The sequence below is a fragment of the Neobacillus sp. PVCKKU3 genome, assembly GCF_058323225.1.
Map to the genome: position 1 here is coordinate 79,243 of NZ_JBLVQN010000022.1, position 17,484 is coordinate 96,726.

Sequence of the window (17,484 nt, forward strand, 5' to 3'; positions counted from 1 at the left end):
AGACGGTAATACCTGTGCGTATGGTATAATGAAATTAACAATTTTTTGGAGGTACTTTGGATGGATGCACTGGAAATACTCTCAAATCTAAATGATGTTTTTCCTTATTTCCAGCCGATTTTTAGTGCCGATGAACAGCGTGTAATCGCCTATGAAGTATTAGGAAGATATAAATCAGCAGAAAATGTTATAAGCTTAGGTCCGTTTTTTTGTGATGAACAAATTCCTGAAGAATATAAATTCGAAGTTGATTTGCTTTTAGTTCGAAAAGCGCTGGAAAAGGCAGAGGAGCTGGATGAAGATGTCAGCATATTCTTGAACCGGAATGCTGAGCTGCTTATGTATGGACATGGAGAACCATTTCTTCAGGAGCTTTTGGAATTCGAAAGCAAGGGTTTTAGGTTAAGTCGAATTGTTCTTGAAATTTCTGATCACAAATACTCAGGAGATTTAGACCAATTTGATAATCTTTTGCAATATTATCGTACCTATGGAATTAAAATTGCCATTGCAAATCTTGGCAGTGAAAACCGTTTTTTTGAACGAATCGGGGAACTTGAACCGGACATTTTAAAAATTAATTTAGAAGCTTTAAAATCAACCTCAATTGGTACCAATTTCAATGATGTTTTATTTTCCGTGTCGGTCCTTGCTAGAAAAATTGGAGCAACGCTCTTGTTTGAAAATATTGAGATGAGCTACCAGCTGCAGTTTGCTTGGAAAAATGGTGGCCGTTATTATCAGGGTTATTATTTGCACCCTCCAGCCGCGGAATTTATCAGCCGGGATTTCTTAAAACCCCGTTTAAAGGAAAAATTCCATGATTTTATTGTATATGAAAAAAGAAAATTGGAAGCTGTTTATACAACTGCTGAATATTTTCAAGCAAAGGTTCAGGAAATTGTAACGAAAAACCGGAAGTCTGGTTTTGAAGAGCTCCTGCATGTCCTGGGAAAAGAAATGGATCACATCGTTTTTCGGTTATATATTTGTGATGAAGACGGCTTTCAAAAGTCGGCCAATCTTTTTAAGAAAGACGGAGGCTGGAGCATCCAGACTGAATATATCAATAAAAACTGGAGCTGGAGACCGTATTTTCTAGAGAACATCATCAAAATGCGGAATGAAAGAAAAGGTATATTGTCGGACCTATATAGTGATATTGAAACCGGCGAGCCGATTCGAACCTTTTCGTTTCCAATCACTGGAAGTGAATATTTATTTATCGATATTTCCTACCAATATTTATTTGAACACGATCAATTGCTGTAAGAATAGAATGTGTCACGGAGTGGCAATTTAAAGATATAGTTTATCTTTAAAGGAGAGAAATGCTCAATGACTCTTTTTGAAATGACGGTTGCCATTCTTATTGTTGGTATTTTGGCTGTCTCCCTCATTTATACACTTGCCCTTGGCAGGCAGCAAAAAGCTGTGGAGGGTGAATTTGATACCCAGTTAGACAAAGGAATTCAAAAAAATGTATATGTCAAAAACCCAATTTTTTTATCCTACGGCATCTTTTTTGCACTGACTTTATTTATCATACTTTTTATAGCCATCAGATTTTTTTGAGAAGGTCTCAGTCAATGAGGGCCTTCTTTTTACGTTTTGAAAATTTTTTAGCCAATTTTTTCATTTTTATTTGGACAAATAGATGACGTTATTTTATTCTTTTAATATTGGCATGTTTAAAAGATGATTTTTTTATTGATGAAAATAATTCATTAGGATAGAAACATGTCAAATGCAAAACCTAATTTATAGAATTCTTGTTTGTGTTTGAAAGGAGATAAGCACATGTCACAGCTTCAAGGTATATTAACAAGATTAAAAAACCTTCAGGAACAATCCGCTAGCGGAGAGCCGGCGCAGCGTTATTTTGAGGTTAATGGAGAAAGGAAATGTCAAGTCACTTTCCATCCGAAAACAGAAACATTTGAGTTAGAGGTTTATTTTGAGAAAGAAAAGCCAAAGCGATATCAATTCGATAATATTGATATGATTACAATCGAAATTTTTGACTTGATTCAATAGGAGCCTGTATGGTTCCTTTTTTTTATCAAGGCAATCGCAATTTTTAGCATGAGGTCCGAAAACTATGATAGAATAGGTCTGTAGAAAAACAAACATGAGGAGTTTTCGGTGATGATTAATCTTCCCAGCGGGGAATTTCTAGAATTAATGATAAAAGACTTGATTATCCCGTCTGAGCGGGTCGCACATGTACAAATCGGAAATAGTGTGGAACATGCTTTATTGGTGTTAACCAAAAGCGGCTACACGGCTATTCCTGTTTTGGATCCATCCTACAAGCTTCATGGTTTAATTAGTACACCCATTATAATGGATTCCATTTTAGGTCTTGAAAGAATTGAATTTGAAAAGCTTGAACAAAGACGGGTAGAAGAAGTTATGAAAAAATCTATGCCTAGAGTTACAATATCCACCCCATTTAACAAATGTTTAGATTTGCTCGTTACCCACCCATTTCTTTGTGTTGAGACAGAAGATGGGTTTTTTGAGGGGATTTTGCCAAGAAGTACGGTATTAAATCAATTAAATTTGTTTATTAAGCGCAATAATTGATAACTTAAGAAAAGCAGGGCCCCCTTTTTGGGGGCTATTTTTTGCAGGTAAAAGAGGAGGGGAGAAAACAGTGTCATCATTGTCGGAATTTCAATTACTGTCTGTTTTGGCACAGGAGATGAATATGCGCAAAGCCTCGGAACGGCTGTTTGTTTCCCAGCCGGCCCTCTCACAGCGTCTGCAAACCATCGAGAAGGATTGGGGGACTAAGCTTTTTATTCGCTCACAAAAAGGATTAGCGCTGACCCCTGCCGGAGAACATGTGATAGCTTTTGTAAACGAGGTCCTGAAAAAAGAGGAAAAGGTGCGGGAAACAATTTACTCCCTGCAAGAGGGCGTATCGGGTACTTTAAAAATTGCTGTAGCCTCCATTGTCGGGCAAAATTGGCTGCCGCAAGTTCTGAAGAAATTTATCGATAAATATCCCCAAGTGAAGCTTTCATTAGTGACAGGCTGGAGCAGTGAGATTTTAAACTGTTTGTATGATGACCAGGTCCATGTTGGCATTATTCGCGGTACACCTGATTGGAAAGGGGTTAAGGTACACCTGTTTCATGATCCGCTATATTTGGTGGATAGAGAAATCACCAATCCAGATCAAGTCCTTGATACAGACCGTCCGTTTATCCAATTTAAGAGTGACTCTAATTATTACCAAGAGATACAGGATTGGTGGATGCGGAACTTTAAAACCACGCCGAAAAGGACCGTTGTCGTTGACCAAATTGAAACCTGTAAACAAATGGCCTTTAATGGAATTGGCTATGCGATCCTGCCTGGAATTACCTTAACGAAGGCAGAAAGAGATATTTGCAAAATTCCCCTTGTGAATGAAAAAAATGAACCTTTAAGCCGTGATACGTGGCTTCTTGGATATGAGTCGGCTTTTCAATTAAAACAAGTACAAGCATTTGTAGAGTTGATTAAAGAATATGTTTCGGAATCTTAAATAAAGCATATGTTTTTCTTGTTTTCAGCGCTTTTGTTTGCTAAAGTATTTTTTAGTACAAGTATAGGGGGATTTAGAAGATGAAAATGATGGATGCGCATGAAATTATATCCTTTATCCAAAATAGCAAAAAATCAACACCAGTAAAGGTTTATGTAAAAGGAGAGCTTGAAGGTATTGACTTTGGTGCAAATGCAAAAGCATTCATTAATGGTAATACCGGGGTTGTCTTCGGTGAATGGTCTGAAATCAGCGCTGCTCTTGAGGCAAATCAGGCAAAAATTGAAGATTTTGTTGTTGAAAACGACCGCCGTAATTCAGCCATTCCTTTATTGGATATGAAGCATATTAATGCCCGGATTGAACCAGGTGCTTTTATTCGTGACCAAGTAGAGATTGGCGATAATGCGATTATCATGATGGGGGCCGTCATCAATATTGGGTCTGTAATTGGTGAAGGAACGATGATTGACATGAACGCAGTTCTTGGCGGCAGGGCTACAGTTGGTAAGAAGTGTCATATTGGTGCAGGTGCGGTATTGGCTGGAGTGGTTGAGCCGCCATCAGCAAAACCTGTTATTATTGAAGATGATGTTTTAATTGGCGCCAACGCCGTAGTTCTTGAAGGAGTAACAGTTGGAAAAGGCTCGGTTGTCGCTGCAGGAGCAATCGTTACCCAAGACGTTCCTCCATATACAGTGGTTGCAGGAACGCCAGCAAGAAAAATTAAAGATATTGACGAGCAAACAAGATCCAAAACAGAGATTTTAGACGCACTTCGTCAATTATAATTAAGACAAAAAAGCGTGGAATTGTTCCACGCTTTCTGTATAGATTGGAGTGGTAACCATGAATCCATTTGTTAAAATCCGCCGTGATCTTCATCAAATTCCTGAACTTGGGTTTCAAGAATTTAAAACTCAGGCCTATTTATTAGCTTACATATATTCATTACCCCAAGAGCGGGTTGCCATAAAAAAATGGAAAACCGGCCTCTTTGTCAAGGTTTCAGGGTTGAACCCCCAAAAAACAATTGGTTATCGGACCGACATTGATGGTCTTCCCATTCCTGAGGAAACGGGTCTTCCATTTTCTTCACAGCACAGCGAGCAAATGCATGCCTGTGGGCATGATTTTCATATGAGCATTGCACTAGGAGTGCTGACCTTCTTTGTAGAGAACCCAATTGAAGACGATTTATTATTTATTTTTCAGCCTGCTGAGGAAGGTCCCGGCGGTGCCGAACCGATGTTAAGGACAGAGGAAATGCGGGAGTGGATGCCAGATATGATTCTTGCGCTTCATATTGCACCCGAGTATCCAGTCGGAACCATCGCTGTGAAAGAAGGATTATTGTTTGCAAATACATCTGAACTGTTTATTGATTTGAAGGGAAAGGGAGGTCATGCTGCCTATCCGCATCAAACCAATGACATGGTCATTGCTGCTTGCCAGCTTGTTAATCAGCTGCAAACCATTGTTTCTCGAAATGTTAACCCATTAGATAGTGCCGTGATCACGATTGGAAAAATCACCGGAGGAACTGTTCAAAACATTATTGCCGAGAAAGCAAGGCTAGAGGGGACAATCCGAACATTGTCGCCGGAATCGATGAAAAAGGTCAAGCATCGGATTGAAGCGATTGTAAAAGGAATTGAAGCCGGTTTTGAATGTGAGGCAGTAATTGACTACGGATCTATGTACCATCAGGTGTATAATAGCGAGGAATTGACCAGGGAATTTATAAATTTTATAAAAGAAGACGATGCGGTTCAATTCGTAGAATGTAAAGAAGCTATGACAGGGGAAGATTTTGGCTACATGCTGAAAGAAATTCCTGGATTTATGTTTTGGCTCGGTGTCGATTCCCCCTACGGACTGCATCATGCCAAATTAACACCAAGTGAAGAGGCAATCGTTGTTGCGGTAAGAGTGATCACAAAATATATTGCCATAAAAGGTAATCAATCATAAAGCCATGCTTAGCTAGACCTAACCTTCGTGTTAGGTCTATTTCATAGGAGGGAAAAGAGATGAAGCTAAGGGAGGAAATGCCCGAGTTAGTGGGGGCGGCTGAGTGGCTAAATGGTCAGGTAACCAAGGATGAGTTAGTTGGTGAAAAGCCGACCCTATTTCATTTTTGGTCGATAAGCTGTCATCTTTGTAAAGATGCTATGCCGCAGATTAATCAATTTCGCGACCTATACAAGGACAAATTGAATGTTGTCTCAATTCATATGCCAAGGTCAGAGAATGATTTAAATATTAAAGATATCAAACTGGCTGCGGCTGAACATGGCATCACCCAGCCGACTTTTGTCGACAGCGAACATAAATTGACAGCTGCCTTTGAAAATAAATATGTTCCTGCCTACTATGTGTTTGACAAAGAAGGCAGGCTCCGCCATTTCCAAGCCGGAGGCAGCGGCATAAAAATGCTCGAAAAACGCATTAACCGGGTGTTGAGTGAATTAGAGAAAACAGAATAAATCTTGTGAATCTGTTTTAATCACGCACCTTATTTTATTTTTTATTAGAAGGAAAAGATGTAACCATCCCCTTATAAAATCGTCAGTGTATAAAATGGACTATTTTATATAAAAAGGGGTGTCTTAAGATATGAAAAAGGTAATACAACTTTTCATCATTTTTATAATGACATTGATGGTTATACTGACAGGCTGCAGCTCGAACAATAGCAAAGGTGAAAGTGCGAAAATGAATGTCGAAAACATAGCACAAATGGATTCTGCAGGTTCGGGCAGTGCTGAGAAACCCTCTTTATCTGCTAGTGACAAATCAACCGCAAATAAGGCTGCTGAAACGGTCAGCATAGAGGTTCAAAGTAAAATGGTCATCTATCAGGCAGACCTAGAACTCCGTGTAAAGAAATTTGACCGGACTGTTCGGACTTTTGAAGAAAAAGCAGCCCAATATGGCGGGTATATTGCTGAGTCCAATGTTGCAAGAGCCGGAAAAGAACAAATCAGCGGACATATGAAGATAAGAATCCCGCAAAAACATTTCCAGGACTTTTTGCACGATGCAGAGGGGCAAGCAGTTGAAGTGCTCCAGCGGAATATTACCGGGCAGGACGTAACCGAGGAATATGTCGACCTAGAGTCAAGGCTAAAATCCAAACGGGTCGTAGAGGAACGCCTTCTTTCCTTTATGAATGGGGCAGTTAAGACAGAAGACCTTTTAAAAATCTCAGCAGATTTAGCGGCTGTTCAAGAGGAAATTGAAACAATCGAAGGGAAAATGAAATATCTCGAAAATCAAACATCTTTCTCAACGATAAATATTACTCTCTATGAAAATAAAATTGTTGTTCCTGATATTGAAAAGGACAAACTAAATACTTGGGAAAAAACGAAAAAACAGTTTATGAAGAGTACCAATTTGTTGTTATCCTTCTTTTCAGGGTTGGTCGTTTTTATATTTGGCAATATGCCGATAATAATACTATTTATCATATTAGCAGCAGCGGGCATAGTTATTTATAAAAAAAGAAAGCAGCAGAGAAACCGTGATTAAATCGCTGAAATTTCGCTCTATATAGAAATTATGATGGATGTTAAAATAATACCAGTTATCTAATTGAATTTCCTGGGGGAATTGTTTGTGAAGAAAAGTTTTGCTGTCATTGGTCTTGGCCGATTTGGGGGCAGTATCTGCCGGACTTTAACAGATGAGGGAATGGAAGTATTGGCAATTGACGTAAACGAGGAACGGGTCAATGAATTTTCGATGATTGCATCACATGCGGTAGTCGGCGACTCAACCGATGAAACAGTCTTAAAAAGTTTAGGGATTCGTAATTTTGACCATGTCATTGTCGCCATTGGCGATGATATTCAATCAAGTATTTTAACCACTTTAATTCTAAAAGAATTAGGAGTGAGCCGCGTAACCGCAAAGGCGCAGAATGATTATCACGAAAAGGTTTTAAGAAAAATCGGCGCAGACCATGTTGTTCATCCTGAACGGGATATGGGGCGGAGAATCGCCCATAATATGACCTCCAGTAATGTTGTTGATTATCTTGAGTTATCGGATGAACATAGTATCGTAGAAATCGTCGCAAACGGTAAAATTGGCGGCCACACCATTATGGATCTTGATATCCGGAAAAAATACGGTTTGAATATAGTGGCCATCAAAAGAGGAGAGGATATCATTGTTTCTCCTCAAGCAGGAGAGATGATCAATGTCAATGACGTACTGATCGTAATTGGCACCGACAATGATATAGACAGATTTGAACATAAAGTGATGGAATAAATGAAAACTCGTTGATTGGCGAGTCCGTTAGGACGAAGACAGAAACGTAGTTGAATTTCTTATTAGCTAAAAAAAGGAACCGCCTAGCGGTTCCTTTTTTTATACTTCCATAATAATTGGTAAAATCATTGGTCTTCTCTTTGTTTTTTCATATAGGAATGGAGCGAGTGTATCGGTAATTTCGTTTTTAATTTCTGACCATTGGCTTGTTTTCCGCTCCATTATCTTGTTAAGATGCTTGGTAATTAAATTTTGTGCATCATTGATTAGGTCCCCTGACTCACGCATATAAACAAATCCACGTGAAATTAAATCTGGACCGGAAGCAATTTTAAATTCCTTCATGTTGATGCTGACAACAACTACTACTAAGCCCTCTTCAGATAAAATTCTTCTGTCTCTTAAAACGATATTGCCAATATCGCCCACACCGCTTCCATCAATATATACATTCCCTGATGGAATCTTTCCGGCAACCTGGGCTGTATTTTCTGATAATGCCAGGACTTCGCCATTGTCCATAATGAAGCAATTTTCTTCTTGCACGCCGCAATCGACGGCAAGTTTAGCATGCATTCTTTGCATCCTATATTCGCCATGAATAGGCATAAAGAATTTCGGCTTGATTAATCGGAGCATTAACTTTTGTTCTTCTTGTCCGCCATGACCGGATGTGTGAATATTACTTAATTTACCGTGGATTACCTCGGCACCCGCTCTAAACAAACTATTGATTGTTCTTGAGACACTAATAGTGTTTCCAGGAATAGGAGATGAGGAAAAGACCACAGTATCTCCAGGAATAATTTGAATTTGTCTATGTGTACCGTTAGCGATTCTCGATAACGCAGCCATTGGCTCCCCTTGGCTTCCTGTGCAAAGGATGGTTACTTTATCAGCCGGCAGGCGATTAATCTGACCAGCATCAACGAAGGTATCTTTCGGTGCCCTAATATAGCCTAAATCAAGACCGATATTAATCGCTGCTTCCATGCTCCGTCCAAATACAGCAACTTTGCGGCCGTAGGTAACGGCTGCTTCTGTGACCTGCTGAAGTCTATGAATATTAGAAGCAAAAGTAGCAAAAATGATTCGTCCGTCTACCTTGCGGAAAATATCATCGATGCTTTCACCAACCCGGCGTTCCGACATAGTGAAATCAGGAATTTCACTATTGGTACTATCAGATAATAAACAAAGCACGCCTTCTTTGCCGATTTCCGCCATTTTTGTTAAATTTGCTGGTTCTCCGACCGGTGTGAAGTCAAATTTAAAATCACCTGTGTGGACGATCTGGCCAGGAGGCGTTTTTACGACAATGCCATAGGAGTCTGGGATACTATGGGTTGTCCGGAAAAAGGTAACCGATGTTTTCCGGAACTTAATCACATCATCTTCTTTAATTTCGATTAATTTAGCATTCCGCAGTAGACCATGCTCTTCCAGCTTATTTTTAATTAACCCAAGCGCCAGCTTCCCTCCATAAATCGGAATATTGACTTCGCGCAATAAATAAGGAATGCCGCCTATGTGGTCTTCATGGCCGTGGGTGACGAATAAGCCCTTAATTTTATCTTCATTTTTAACTAAATAACTGTAATCAGGAATGACGTAATCTATTCCTAATAATTCATCCTCGGGAAATTTAATTCCAGCATCAATTAAGATAATTTCATCTTGGAATTGTACCCCGTACGTGTTTTTGCCTATTTCACCCAAACCCCCCAGGGCAAAAACAGCTGCTTGATCGTTTTTTACAAATTTCATAAATTATCAAATCTCCAATACTTTAAAGTTTTCGTTTTGCTGCTCATATTCTAAATAGGCTCCTTGTACCTCTTGAACATATTCCACATTAAATTTCCGTTCCGCAATTTTTGAAAGAACATCCCGTTTTGATTCACCTTCAACGAAAATGGTTTTTGTATTTTCTCTAACTGGGACTTCGTTAATGCTTTCTTGAAAATAGACCTTAAATAACATTATTCTCGCTCCTTAATTCATCATGACTTTTTCTATTATATAAAACATTTTCATCTTTTTCATTATTTTCAGTGGAAAACTTAGTTTCATTATGAAATGTATGTAAAAATGCATGTTTTAATAATTTACAATAACGAAGGAGCCCTTCGCAACTTTGAAGGGCTCGAAAAGTTTAGGCAATCGATTTTTTTCTGAGTAATTCTTTCCACTGTTTTAAAAGCTTCTTCCTAAGCTTCTTTAACATAGTGGATCATCTCCTTACTTCTTATTTTAAACAATCCTTGTCCAATGTAAAGGTGGTGATGGCAGATAATTGAAATTTTTTGAAAGAGCCTTTTTTTACTATTATTATATGGTTAAATGGCTGAATTTTTCATGGATAAACATGGAATAAGGGGGAAGCAAACATAAAAAAAAGGCTGTTCTTAAAACAGCCTCATTATCGTTCAATAGCGCTGGCCCCTTCAATTGGCCTTAAAGGGTCCTTTTTATCAATATGATCATAAAACATAATGCCATTTAAATGGTCGATTTCATGTTGAAAACAAATAGCAGGCAGACCTTTTAAGCGGATTTTAATTTCCTCGCCAGTTAGACTTGTTCCTTTTACAGTGACACGGGCATACCGCGGCACAAAGCCCGGAATCGATTCATCAACCGATAGACAGCCTTCGCCTGTTTGTAAATAGGCTTTTTCAACAGAATGACTGATGATTTTGGGGTTAAATAGAGCATAACTGATAAGCTGTCCCTTGTCATCTGTGCAGTGAACAGCAATCATCCGTTTGGATACATTTATTTGCGGTGCTGCAAGTCCTATCCCAGGCCGCAGACCATATTTTTGCGCTATTTCAGGGTCCTGGCTGTTGATAACATATTCTAACAGACTCGCAAGAATCTGTTTATCCTCATCACTTGGCGGCATGGAAACCTCTGCTGCTGCCATCCTTAAAGTGGGATGTCCATCACGAATGATATCATCCATCGTTAACATAAACCTTCACTCCTATGTTCGAATAAAATCATATGTATTCATTAGTCTATCAAATATTTTGGGATTTGTTAACGGTGATGGTTCTTTACTTCTCGACACGAGTGTATGTTGTCAAATAAACAAAGTAAAGATATAGTAGATGGTGATAAGAAGGAAAGTAAGGTGCTTTAAGATGAAAAGAAAACGGTATGCTCTGTTTATTTTCGCTCTTATTTTGATATTATCGGGCTGCACAAGTGAAAAAGATCCCACGAAGGAAATGTATGATGTCCTAGAAAAGGTTGTAGCAAAAGAGAAAGGGTTTGAAGAACAACAGGAACCGCTCGTTTCTCTGGAAAAGAAAGAAAAAGCCCTTTATGACCAAATCATAAAACTAGGAATGAAGGAATATGAGCAAATTGTAAAGCTATCCGATGAGGCGTTAGACTCAGCGGATAAAAGAAAAGAGCTTTTGGAAAAAGAAACAAACAGCTTAAAAGAGTCTGAAAAAGAATTTCAAAAGGTGAAAAAAATAAAGGATCAGTTAAAAGACCAGGAACAAAAGAAATTAGCAAATGAACTGTATGATATTATGATGCAAAGGTATAGGGCGCATGATGTCTTGTACAGTAATTATTCCGAGGCATTAAAAAATGATAAAGAATTGTATGAAATGTTTAAAAACAAAGAGCTCCCGCTAGATGCTCTGGAAGCCCAAGTTATGAAAGTAAATGAGACGTATAAAAACGTTCTTGCCGCAAATGAAAGTTTTAACAAGTTAACGGAGGAATACAATGCGACAAAGCTTTCGTTCTATAAACAGGCAGGAATAAAATCATCTAATAAATGACATTATAAAAAGTCAGCCAAAAACAAGGCTGGCTTTTTTCTATATTATAACAACTCCAGATAAATGTTGTTTTTTATATAACAGATGTGAATTGCAAGTTAATACAGGTTATTAGAATGGGTGAAAAATAAATAATATGGATGTGTTGAAAAATTATGGTGTAAAGGATTTGACGCTTCAGATTGGATGGTGTAAACTCGTTTATGGAATGATATGTTGTATTATATTTTCTATTGGAGATATTAATACAGATTATATTTGGCAGTTAGGTTCAGAATTTTTATTTGAAAAAATTTGGAATACCCTATTTTCCAGCTTTTTTGGGTAACCTAACGTAGTGGATTTTATTTTAATTATAAGTATTTAAATAATGAAAGGAAGATGTGACCACGATGGCTTCTCAAACCAAAAATATGCCGTTGGATGCAGTTAAGTCACTCCAAGCAGCAGAAGAACAGTTTAAAACATTCCAAATCTTAAATGAAGAAGGGGAAGTTGTTAATGAAGGCGCAATGCCAGCATTAACAGATGAGCAGCTGCAGGAACTTATGCGGCGGATGGTGTACACAAGAATTTTAGACCAGAGATCCATTTCCCTAAATCGTCAGGGCCGTTTGGGCTTCTATGCACCAACAGCAGGACAGGAAGCATCCCAGTTGGCATCACAATTTGCTCTAGAAAAAGAAGATTATATTTTACCTGGGTATCGGGATGTTCCTCAGTTAATTTGGCACGGACTGCCGCTTTACCAAGCATTCTTGTTTTCACGTGGACATTTTCATGGCAACCAAATTCCTGAAGGAGTTAATGTTTTATCTCCACAAATTATTATTGGTGCCCAATATGTGCAGACAGCAGGTGTGGCATTAGGACTTAAAAAGAGCGGCACGAAGGCTGTTGCGATTACCTATACAGGTGATGGCGGCGCGTCCCAAGGAGACTTCTATGAAGGAATTAACTTTGCAGGTGCATTCAAGGCGCCAGCTATTTTCATAGTTCAAAACAACCGATTTGCGATTTCCACTCCAGTTGAAAAGCAATCTGCAGCAAAAACAATTGCTCAGAAAGCGATGGCTGCTGGAATCCCTGGTATCCAAGTCGATGGAATGGACGCACTTGCAGTATATGCTGCCGTAAAAGATGCCCGCGTGCGTGCCATCAATGGCGAAGGACCTACCTTAATTGAAACATTAACCTATCGTTATGGACCACATACTATGGCTGGTGACGACCCAACACGTTACCGTACTGCTGACCTTGATAATGAATGGGAAAAGAAAGACCCGCTTGTCCGTTTCCGTAAATTCCTTGAGAAGAAAGGTTTATGGAGTGAAGAAAAAGAAAATGAAGTAATTGAACAAGCAAAAGAAGATATTAAAGAGGCAATTAAAAAGGCGGATTCGACTCCTAAACAAAAGGTTACCGATTTAATATCCATCATGTTTGAGGAAATGCCGGTTAATTTAAAAGAACAAAATGAAATTTATCAAGCAAAGGAGTCGAAGTAAGTCATGGCTCAAATGACAATGATTCAAGCAATTACTGATGCACTTCGTACAGAATTGAAAAATGACCCTCAAACTTTAGTATTCGGAGAAGACGTCGGTGTAAACGGCGGTGTATTCCGTGCTACCGAAGGTCTTCAAAAAGAATTCGGCGAGGATCGTGTATTTGACACTCCGCTTGCTGAATCAGGAATCGGCGGCTTGTCAATTGGTCTTGCAATGACAGGTTTCCGCCCTATCCCCGAAATTCAATTCTTTGGCTTTGTATTCGAGGTAATGGATTCAATTGCTGGACAAATGTCCCGTATGCGCTACCGTTCAGGTGGGCGTTATCATATGCCGATTACAGTACGTTCTCCATTTGGCGGCGGCGTACACACTCCAGAGCTTCACTCTGACAGTTTAGAAGGTTTGATGGCACAAACCCCAGGATTAAAAGTGGTTGTCCCTTCTACACCATACGATGCGAAAGGTTTATTGCTTTCAGCAATCCGTGATAATGACCCTGTCATTTTCCTTGAGCATTTGAAGCTTTATCGTGCCTTCCGCCAAGAGGTGCCAGAGGAAGAGTATACTATTCCGCTTGGTAAAGCTGATGTAAAACGTGAAGGTACTGATTTATCTATTATTACTTATGGTGCAATGGTGCACGAATCTTTAAAAGCGGCAGATGAGTTAGCGAAGGAAGGACATTCTGTAGAAGTAGTTGACTTACGTACAATCAGCCCGCTTGATATCGACACGATTATTGCATCTGTTGAAAAAACGGGCCGTGCGATTGTCGTTCAAGAAGCACAAAAAATGGCAGGTGTTGCTGCTAATGTAGTGGCTGAAATCAATGACCGTGCAATTTTAAGCCTGGAAGCACCAGTTCTGCGCGTGGCTGCGCCGGATACTATTTATCCTTTCTCACAAGCCGAGTCTGTTTGGCTTCCAAATTACAAAGACGTAATTGAAACAGCTAAAAAAGTATTAACATTTTAATGAAAAGGGAAATAGGGCTTAACTGTTTCCCTATTGCCCTTGATACTAAAAGCAAACCACAAGCGAAATAGGAGGATGAATACCAGTGTCATTTCAATTTAAAATGCCTGACATCGGTGAAGGTATTCACGAAGGGGAAATTGTTAAATGGTTCATCAAACCTGGAGATCAGGTAAAAGAAGATGATGTCCTTTGTGAAATTCAAAACGATAAAGCTGTAGTTGAAATTCCTTCCCCTGTTGAAGGAACAGTACTTGAAGTATTAGTCGGTGAAGGAACGGTAGCAACAGTAGGACAAGTTTTGGTAACTTTTGATGCACCGGGATATGAAGACTTACAATTTAAAGGAGACCATGCGGAAGAACAGCCGCAGCCAGAAGCACAAGCAGCTCCTCAGCCGGCACCTTCTACAGATACGAAACCTGCAGAAGCGCCATCTCAGCCTGCTCCACAGCCTCAAGAAGCTGCAGCCGCACAACCGCAGGCTGAAGTGGATCCTAATAGACGCATTATTGCTATGCCATCTGTTCGTAAATATGCACGTGATAAAGGTGTAGAAATCAGTTTAGTGGCTGGAACAGGTAAAAATGGACGGGTTCTAAAAGAAAATATTGATGCATTCTTAAACGGTGGTGCACAAGCAGCGGCACCTCAAGCAGCAGCACCTGCAGCTGAAACTGCTGAAACGGTTGAAGCACCTAAAGTTGCTGCACAAATTCCGCAAGGGCAATATCCGGAAACCCGCGAGAAGTTAAGCGGAATCCGCAAAGCAATTGCGAAAGCGATGGTCAATTCCAAACATACTGCTCCACATGTTACATTAATGGATGAAGTGGATGTAACAAAGCTTGTTGCCCACCGTAAAAAATTCAAGGAAGTTGCTGCTCAGAAAGGCATCAAGTTAACCTTCCTTCCATATGTCGTAAAAGCTTTAACAAGTGCATTGCGTGAATACCCTGTTTTTAATACATCGATTGACGATGCTGCTGGGGAAATAGTTCATAAGCACTACTTCAATATTGGTATTGCTGCTGATACTGAAAAAGGTCTATTAGTTCCGGTTGTTAAGGATGCAGACCGTAAATCAGTTTTCTCAATCTCACAAGAAATTAATGAATTGGCTGACAAGGCTAGAAGCGGAAAGCTAGCTCCTGATGAAATGAAAGGCGGCTCATGCACAATCAGCAATATCGGTTCTGCTGGAGGCCAATGGTTTACTCCAGTCATTAACCATCCTGAAGTGGCTATTTTGGGAATTGGCCGAATTGCCGAGAAACCGATTGTCAGAAATGGCGAAATTGTTGCAGCCCCTGTATTAGCCATCAGCTTAAGCTTCGACCATCGCATGATTGACGGTGCAACTGCTCAGAATGCACTAAATCATATCAAGCGATTGTTGAACGATCCAGAACTATTGTTAATGGAGGCGTAAGAAAAATGGTAGTAGGAGATTTTCCGATTGAAACAGAAACTATAGTCATCGGCTCTGGTCCTGGCGGGTATGTGGCAGCTATTCGTGCTGCTCAACTAGGACAAAAGGTAACAATTGTAGAAAAGGAATATGTAGGCGGAGTATGTTTAAATGTCGGCTGTATTCCTTCAAAAGCTTTAATCGCCGCAGGGCATCGTTATGAAACTGCCCTTCATTCCGAGGGCTTCGGGATTACAGCTGAGAATGTAAAGGTTGACTTCTCGAAGGTTCAAGAATTTAAAGCTGGTATTGTAAAAAAATTAACCGGCGGTGTTGAAGGCTTATTAAAAGGGAATAAAGTGAACATTGTACGTGGAGAAGCATACTTTGTGGATGCTAATACTCTTCGTGTAATCAATGAAGATTCAGCTCAAACTTATACTTTTAATAATGCTATTATTGCAACTGGTTCCCGTCCTATTGAACTGCCGGCATTTAAATATTCAAAGCGTGTTCTAAATTCGACTGGTGCCCTTAGTCTAAACGAAATTCCTGAGAAAATTGTCGTGATTGGCGGCGGTGTTATCGGGATTGAACTTGGCGGTGCCTATGCAAACTTTGGCAGTCAGGTGACGATTTTGGAAGGTGCCGAGGAAATTTTAGGCATGGGTGTTTTTGATAAGCAAATGGCGGCCTTGGTTAAGCGCAACATGAAGAAAAAAGGTGCGGAGTTCTATACGAAAGCCTTGGCTAAAGGTGTGGAAGAGACAGAAAACGGCGTCGTGGTAACCTTTGAAACAAAAGGTGAAGAAAAGAAAATCGAAGCCGATTACGTTTTCGTCATGGTTGGACGTCGTCCGAATACTGATGAAATGGGTCTTGAACAAGCTGGGGTGAAATTATCTGAGCGCGGATTGATCGAAATCGACAAACAATGCCGAACTAATATTAGCAATATTTACGCTATTGGTGATGTCGTGGCAGGCCCTCAATTAGCCCACAAGGCATCATACGAGGCTAAAATTGCAGCGGAGGCAATTTCGGGACATCCTTCTGAAATTGATTATTTAGGAATTCCTGCCGTTGTATTCTCTGAGCCTGAGTTGGCTGCAGTCGGATATACTGAAGCGCAGGCGAAGGAAGAAGGAATGGAAGTAACGGTTGCTAAGTTCCCATTTGCAGCAAATGGCCGTGCTCTATCGCTTGACTCAAGTGATGGTTTCTTACGATTAGTTACGCGGAAAGAAGACGGCCTTGTAATCGGTGCACAAATTGCCGGCGCAAACGCTTCTGACATGATTGCTGAGCTAGGCCTTGCGATTGAAGCAGGGATGACTGCCGAAGATTTGGCTATGACTATCCATGCCCACCCAACCCTTGGTGAAATCACTATGGAAGCAGCGGAAGTAGCTCTAGGAAGTCCAATTCACATCCTTAAATAATAAAGAAAGTCCCTTTCGTACATAAACACGAAAGGGACTTTTTTTATGGGGAAAATCAAATATTTGCAGTTAGTAATGCAAAATTTTACAAATAATTTGCTATTCCTATAATATAATGATTTTAATAAATGTAACTGCGTGGTGACAAAGATGAGGGTTTATATCGTCATGATGCTGCAATTTATTATTTGGAGTGGCTATACATTAATCGAATGGCTGTCAAAACACGATCAGCTTCTATTCAAAGTTATTATGTTTTTTGTCTTTTTTTATTTGGCTTTCATCATTGGCAACAAAATCACCAATTCTTTCCGCAAAACACTTTTTATTACCACATTAAGCTTAGTAGTCTATACATCAATCCATTACACCATGGCGCGTTATATACATTAAAAAGCTCCCTTTGGGAGCTCAGGCTGTCGAGAAACCCTCGACAGCCTTTATTTTATTTATTTTCTTTATCAATTCACCGCGTTAATTTGTTATAATATAAGTGATAATTCGTCTATTCGAT

19 protein-coding genes are annotated in these 17,484 nt (G+C 39.6%); 16 read left to right on the plus strand and 3 right to left on the minus strand.

The window, feature by feature from the left end; genetic code table 11:
- The first annotated feature begins 60 nt into the window (after positions 1-60).
- From ACNQGS_RS16090 to ACNQGS_RS16135, 10 genes are all read left to right on the plus strand, one after another.
- Positions 61-1,272 (plus strand): EAL domain-containing protein, encoded by a 1,212-nt coding sequence (locus ACNQGS_RS16090; protein ID WP_491488189.1) that lies wholly within the window; start codon positions 61-63, stop codon positions 1,270-1,272.
- Between the two features lie 66 nt (positions 1,273-1,338).
- The gene (locus ACNQGS_RS16095; RefSeq protein ID WP_213116497.1) at positions 1,339-1,575 is read left to right on the plus strand and encodes a type II secretion system protein; all 237 of its coding nucleotides are present in this window, start codon (positions 1,339-1,341) and stop codon (positions 1,573-1,575) included.
- 225 nt (positions 1,576-1,800) lie between these two features.
- Positions 1,801-2,037, plus strand: a complete 237-nt coding sequence (locus tag ACNQGS_RS16100) for a YkuJ family protein (protein ID WP_213116496.1) — start codon at positions 1,801-1,803, stop codon at positions 2,035-2,037.
- A 111-nt stretch (positions 2,038-2,148) separates the two neighbouring features.
- Complete coding sequence (gene cbpB, locus ACNQGS_RS16105) at positions 2,149-2,589, plus strand: cyclic-di-AMP-binding protein CbpB (protein WP_491488190.1); 441 nt, start codon at positions 2,149-2,151, stop codon at positions 2,587-2,589.
- A gap of 70 nt (positions 2,590-2,659) precedes the next feature.
- A complete protein-coding gene (gene ccpC / locus ACNQGS_RS16110; protein WP_423801588.1) occupies positions 2,660-3,538 on the plus strand; it encodes a transcriptional regulator CcpC in 879 nt (292 codons plus the stop codon).
- 80 nt (positions 3,539-3,618) lie between these two features.
- Positions 3,619-4,329, plus strand: coding sequence for a 2,3,4,5-tetrahydropyridine-2,6-dicarboxylate N-acetyltransferase (dapD, locus tag ACNQGS_RS16115; protein ID WP_491488191.1), 711 nt, complete (start codon positions 3,619-3,621; stop codon positions 4,327-4,329).
- 58 nt (positions 4,330-4,387) lie between these two features.
- Positions 4,388-5,512, plus strand: a complete 1,125-nt coding sequence (locus ACNQGS_RS16120) for an N-acetyldiaminopimelate deacetylase (RefSeq protein ID WP_491488192.1) — start codon at positions 4,388-4,390, stop codon at positions 5,510-5,512.
- Positions 5,513-5,571: 59 nt separating this feature from the next.
- On the plus strand, positions 5,572-6,027 hold the full coding sequence (locus ACNQGS_RS16125; RefSeq protein WP_491488193.1) for a TlpA family protein disulfide reductase: 456 nt from the start codon (positions 5,572-5,574) through the stop codon (positions 6,025-6,027).
- Between the two features lie 130 nt (positions 6,028-6,157).
- Entirely contained in the window at positions 6,158-7,075 is a 918-nt protein-coding gene (locus ACNQGS_RS16130) for a DUF4349 domain-containing protein (RefSeq protein ID WP_491488194.1), read from the plus strand.
- Between the two features lie 87 nt (positions 7,076-7,162).
- On the plus strand, positions 7,163-7,822 hold the full coding sequence (locus tag ACNQGS_RS16135; protein ID WP_213116489.1) for a potassium channel family protein: 660 nt from the start codon (positions 7,163-7,165) through the stop codon (positions 7,820-7,822).
- A gap of 99 nt (positions 7,823-7,921) precedes the next feature.
- Here the strand turns inward: ACNQGS_RS16135 and rnjA are convergent, their stop codons facing one another.
- From rnjA to def, 3 genes are all read right to left on the minus strand, one after another.
- The gene (gene rnjA / locus ACNQGS_RS16140; RefSeq protein WP_213140897.1) at positions 7,922-9,589 is read right to left on the minus strand and encodes a ribonuclease J1; all 1,668 of its coding nucleotides are present in this window, start codon (positions 9,587-9,589) and stop codon (positions 7,922-7,924) included.
- Between the two features lie 6 nt (positions 9,590-9,595).
- Complete coding sequence (locus ACNQGS_RS16145) at positions 9,596-9,805, minus strand: DNA-dependent RNA polymerase subunit epsilon (RefSeq protein ID WP_213140896.1); 210 nt, start codon at positions 9,803-9,805, stop codon at positions 9,596-9,598.
- 439 nt (positions 9,806-10,244) lie between these two features.
- Positions 10,245-10,799, minus strand: coding sequence for a peptide deformylase (def, locus tag ACNQGS_RS16150; protein WP_491488195.1), 555 nt, complete (start codon positions 10,797-10,799; stop codon positions 10,245-10,247).
- Positions 10,800-10,971: 172 nt separating this feature from the next.
- Between def and ACNQGS_RS16155 the strand changes: the two genes are divergently transcribed.
- From ACNQGS_RS16155 to ACNQGS_RS16180, 6 genes are all read left to right on the plus strand, one after another.
- On the plus strand, positions 10,972-11,628 hold the full coding sequence (locus tag ACNQGS_RS16155) for a YkyA family protein (RefSeq protein ID WP_491488196.1): 657 nt from the start codon (positions 10,972-10,974) through the stop codon (positions 11,626-11,628).
- A 392-nt stretch (positions 11,629-12,020) separates the two neighbouring features.
- The gene (gene pdhA, locus ACNQGS_RS16160; protein WP_491488197.1) at positions 12,021-13,136 is read left to right on the plus strand and encodes a pyruvate dehydrogenase (acetyl-transferring) E1 component subunit alpha; all 1,116 of its coding nucleotides are present in this window, start codon (positions 12,021-12,023) and stop codon (positions 13,134-13,136) included.
- A gap of 3 nt (positions 13,137-13,139) precedes the next feature.
- Positions 13,140-14,117, plus strand: a complete 978-nt coding sequence (locus ACNQGS_RS16165; protein ID WP_491488198.1) for an alpha-ketoacid dehydrogenase subunit beta — start codon at positions 13,140-13,142, stop codon at positions 14,115-14,117.
- Between the two features lie 85 nt (positions 14,118-14,202).
- A complete protein-coding gene (locus tag ACNQGS_RS16170; protein ID WP_491488199.1) occupies positions 14,203-15,549 on the plus strand; it encodes a dihydrolipoamide acetyltransferase family protein in 1,347 nt (448 codons plus the stop codon).
- 5 nt (positions 15,550-15,554) lie between these two features.
- Positions 15,555-16,970 (plus strand): dihydrolipoyl dehydrogenase, encoded by a 1,416-nt coding sequence (lpdA, locus tag ACNQGS_RS16175; protein ID WP_491488200.1) that lies wholly within the window; start codon positions 15,555-15,557, stop codon positions 16,968-16,970.
- Positions 16,971-17,120: 150 nt separating this feature from the next.
- Positions 17,121-17,363, plus strand: a complete 243-nt coding sequence (locus ACNQGS_RS16180; RefSeq protein ID WP_213116480.1) for a hypothetical protein — start codon at positions 17,121-17,123, stop codon at positions 17,361-17,363.
- Positions 17,364-17,484: the final 121 nt, after the last annotated feature.

Excerpts from the sequence above, each read along its gene's own strand:
- ACNQGS_RS16180 (WP_213116480.1), top strand. The coding sequence starts at position 17,121 with ATGAGGGTTTATATCGTCATGATGCTGCAATTTATTATTTGGAGTGGC.
- ACNQGS_RS16125 (WP_491488193.1), top strand. The coding sequence starts at position 5,572 with ATGAAGCTAAGGGAGGAAATGCCCGAGTTAGTGGGGGCGGCTGAGTGG.
- ACNQGS_RS16120 (WP_491488192.1), top strand. The coding sequence starts at position 4,388 with ATGAATCCATTTGTTAAAATCCGCCGTGATCTTCATCAAATTCCTGAA.
- ACNQGS_RS16165 (WP_491488198.1), top strand. The coding sequence starts at position 13,140 with ATGGCTCAAATGACAATGATTCAAGCAATTACTGATGCACTTCGTACA.
- ACNQGS_RS16155 (WP_491488196.1), top strand. The coding sequence starts at position 10,972 with ATGAAAAGAAAACGGTATGCTCTGTTTATTTTCGCTCTTATTTTGATA.
- pdhA (WP_491488197.1), top strand. The coding sequence starts at position 12,021 with ATGGCTTCTCAAACCAAAAATATGCCGTTGGATGCAGTTAAGTCACTC.
- dapD (WP_491488191.1), top strand. The coding sequence starts at position 3,619 with ATGAAAATGATGGATGCGCATGAAATTATATCCTTTATCCAAAATAGC.
- lpdA (WP_491488200.1), top strand. The coding sequence starts at position 15,555 with ATGGTAGTAGGAGATTTTCCGATTGAAACAGAAACTATAGTCATCGGC.
- ACNQGS_RS16100 (WP_213116496.1), top strand. The coding sequence starts at position 1,801 with ATGTCACAGCTTCAAGGTATATTAACAAGATTAAAAAACCTTCAGGAA.
- ACNQGS_RS16090 (WP_491488189.1), top strand. The coding sequence starts at position 61 with ATGGATGCACTGGAAATACTCTCAAATCTAAATGATGTTTTTCCTTAT.
- ACNQGS_RS16145 (WP_213140896.1), bottom strand. The coding sequence starts at position 9,805 with ATGTTATTTAAGGTCTATTTTCAAGAAAGCATTAACGAAGTCCCAGTT.
- ACNQGS_RS16095 (WP_213116497.1), top strand. The coding sequence starts at position 1,339 with ATGACTCTTTTTGAAATGACGGTTGCCATTCTTATTGTTGGTATTTTG.
- ACNQGS_RS16130 (WP_491488194.1), top strand. The coding sequence starts at position 6,158 with ATGAAAAAGGTAATACAACTTTTCATCATTTTTATAATGACATTGATG.
- cbpB (WP_491488190.1), top strand. The coding sequence starts at position 2,149 with ATGATTAATCTTCCCAGCGGGGAATTTCTAGAATTAATGATAAAAGAC.
- def (WP_491488195.1), bottom strand. The coding sequence starts at position 10,799 with ATGTTAACGATGGATGATATCATTCGTGATGGACATCCCACTTTAAGG.
- rnjA (WP_213140897.1), bottom strand. The coding sequence starts at position 9,589 with ATGAAATTTGTAAAAAACGATCAAGCAGCTGTTTTTGCCCTGGGGGGT.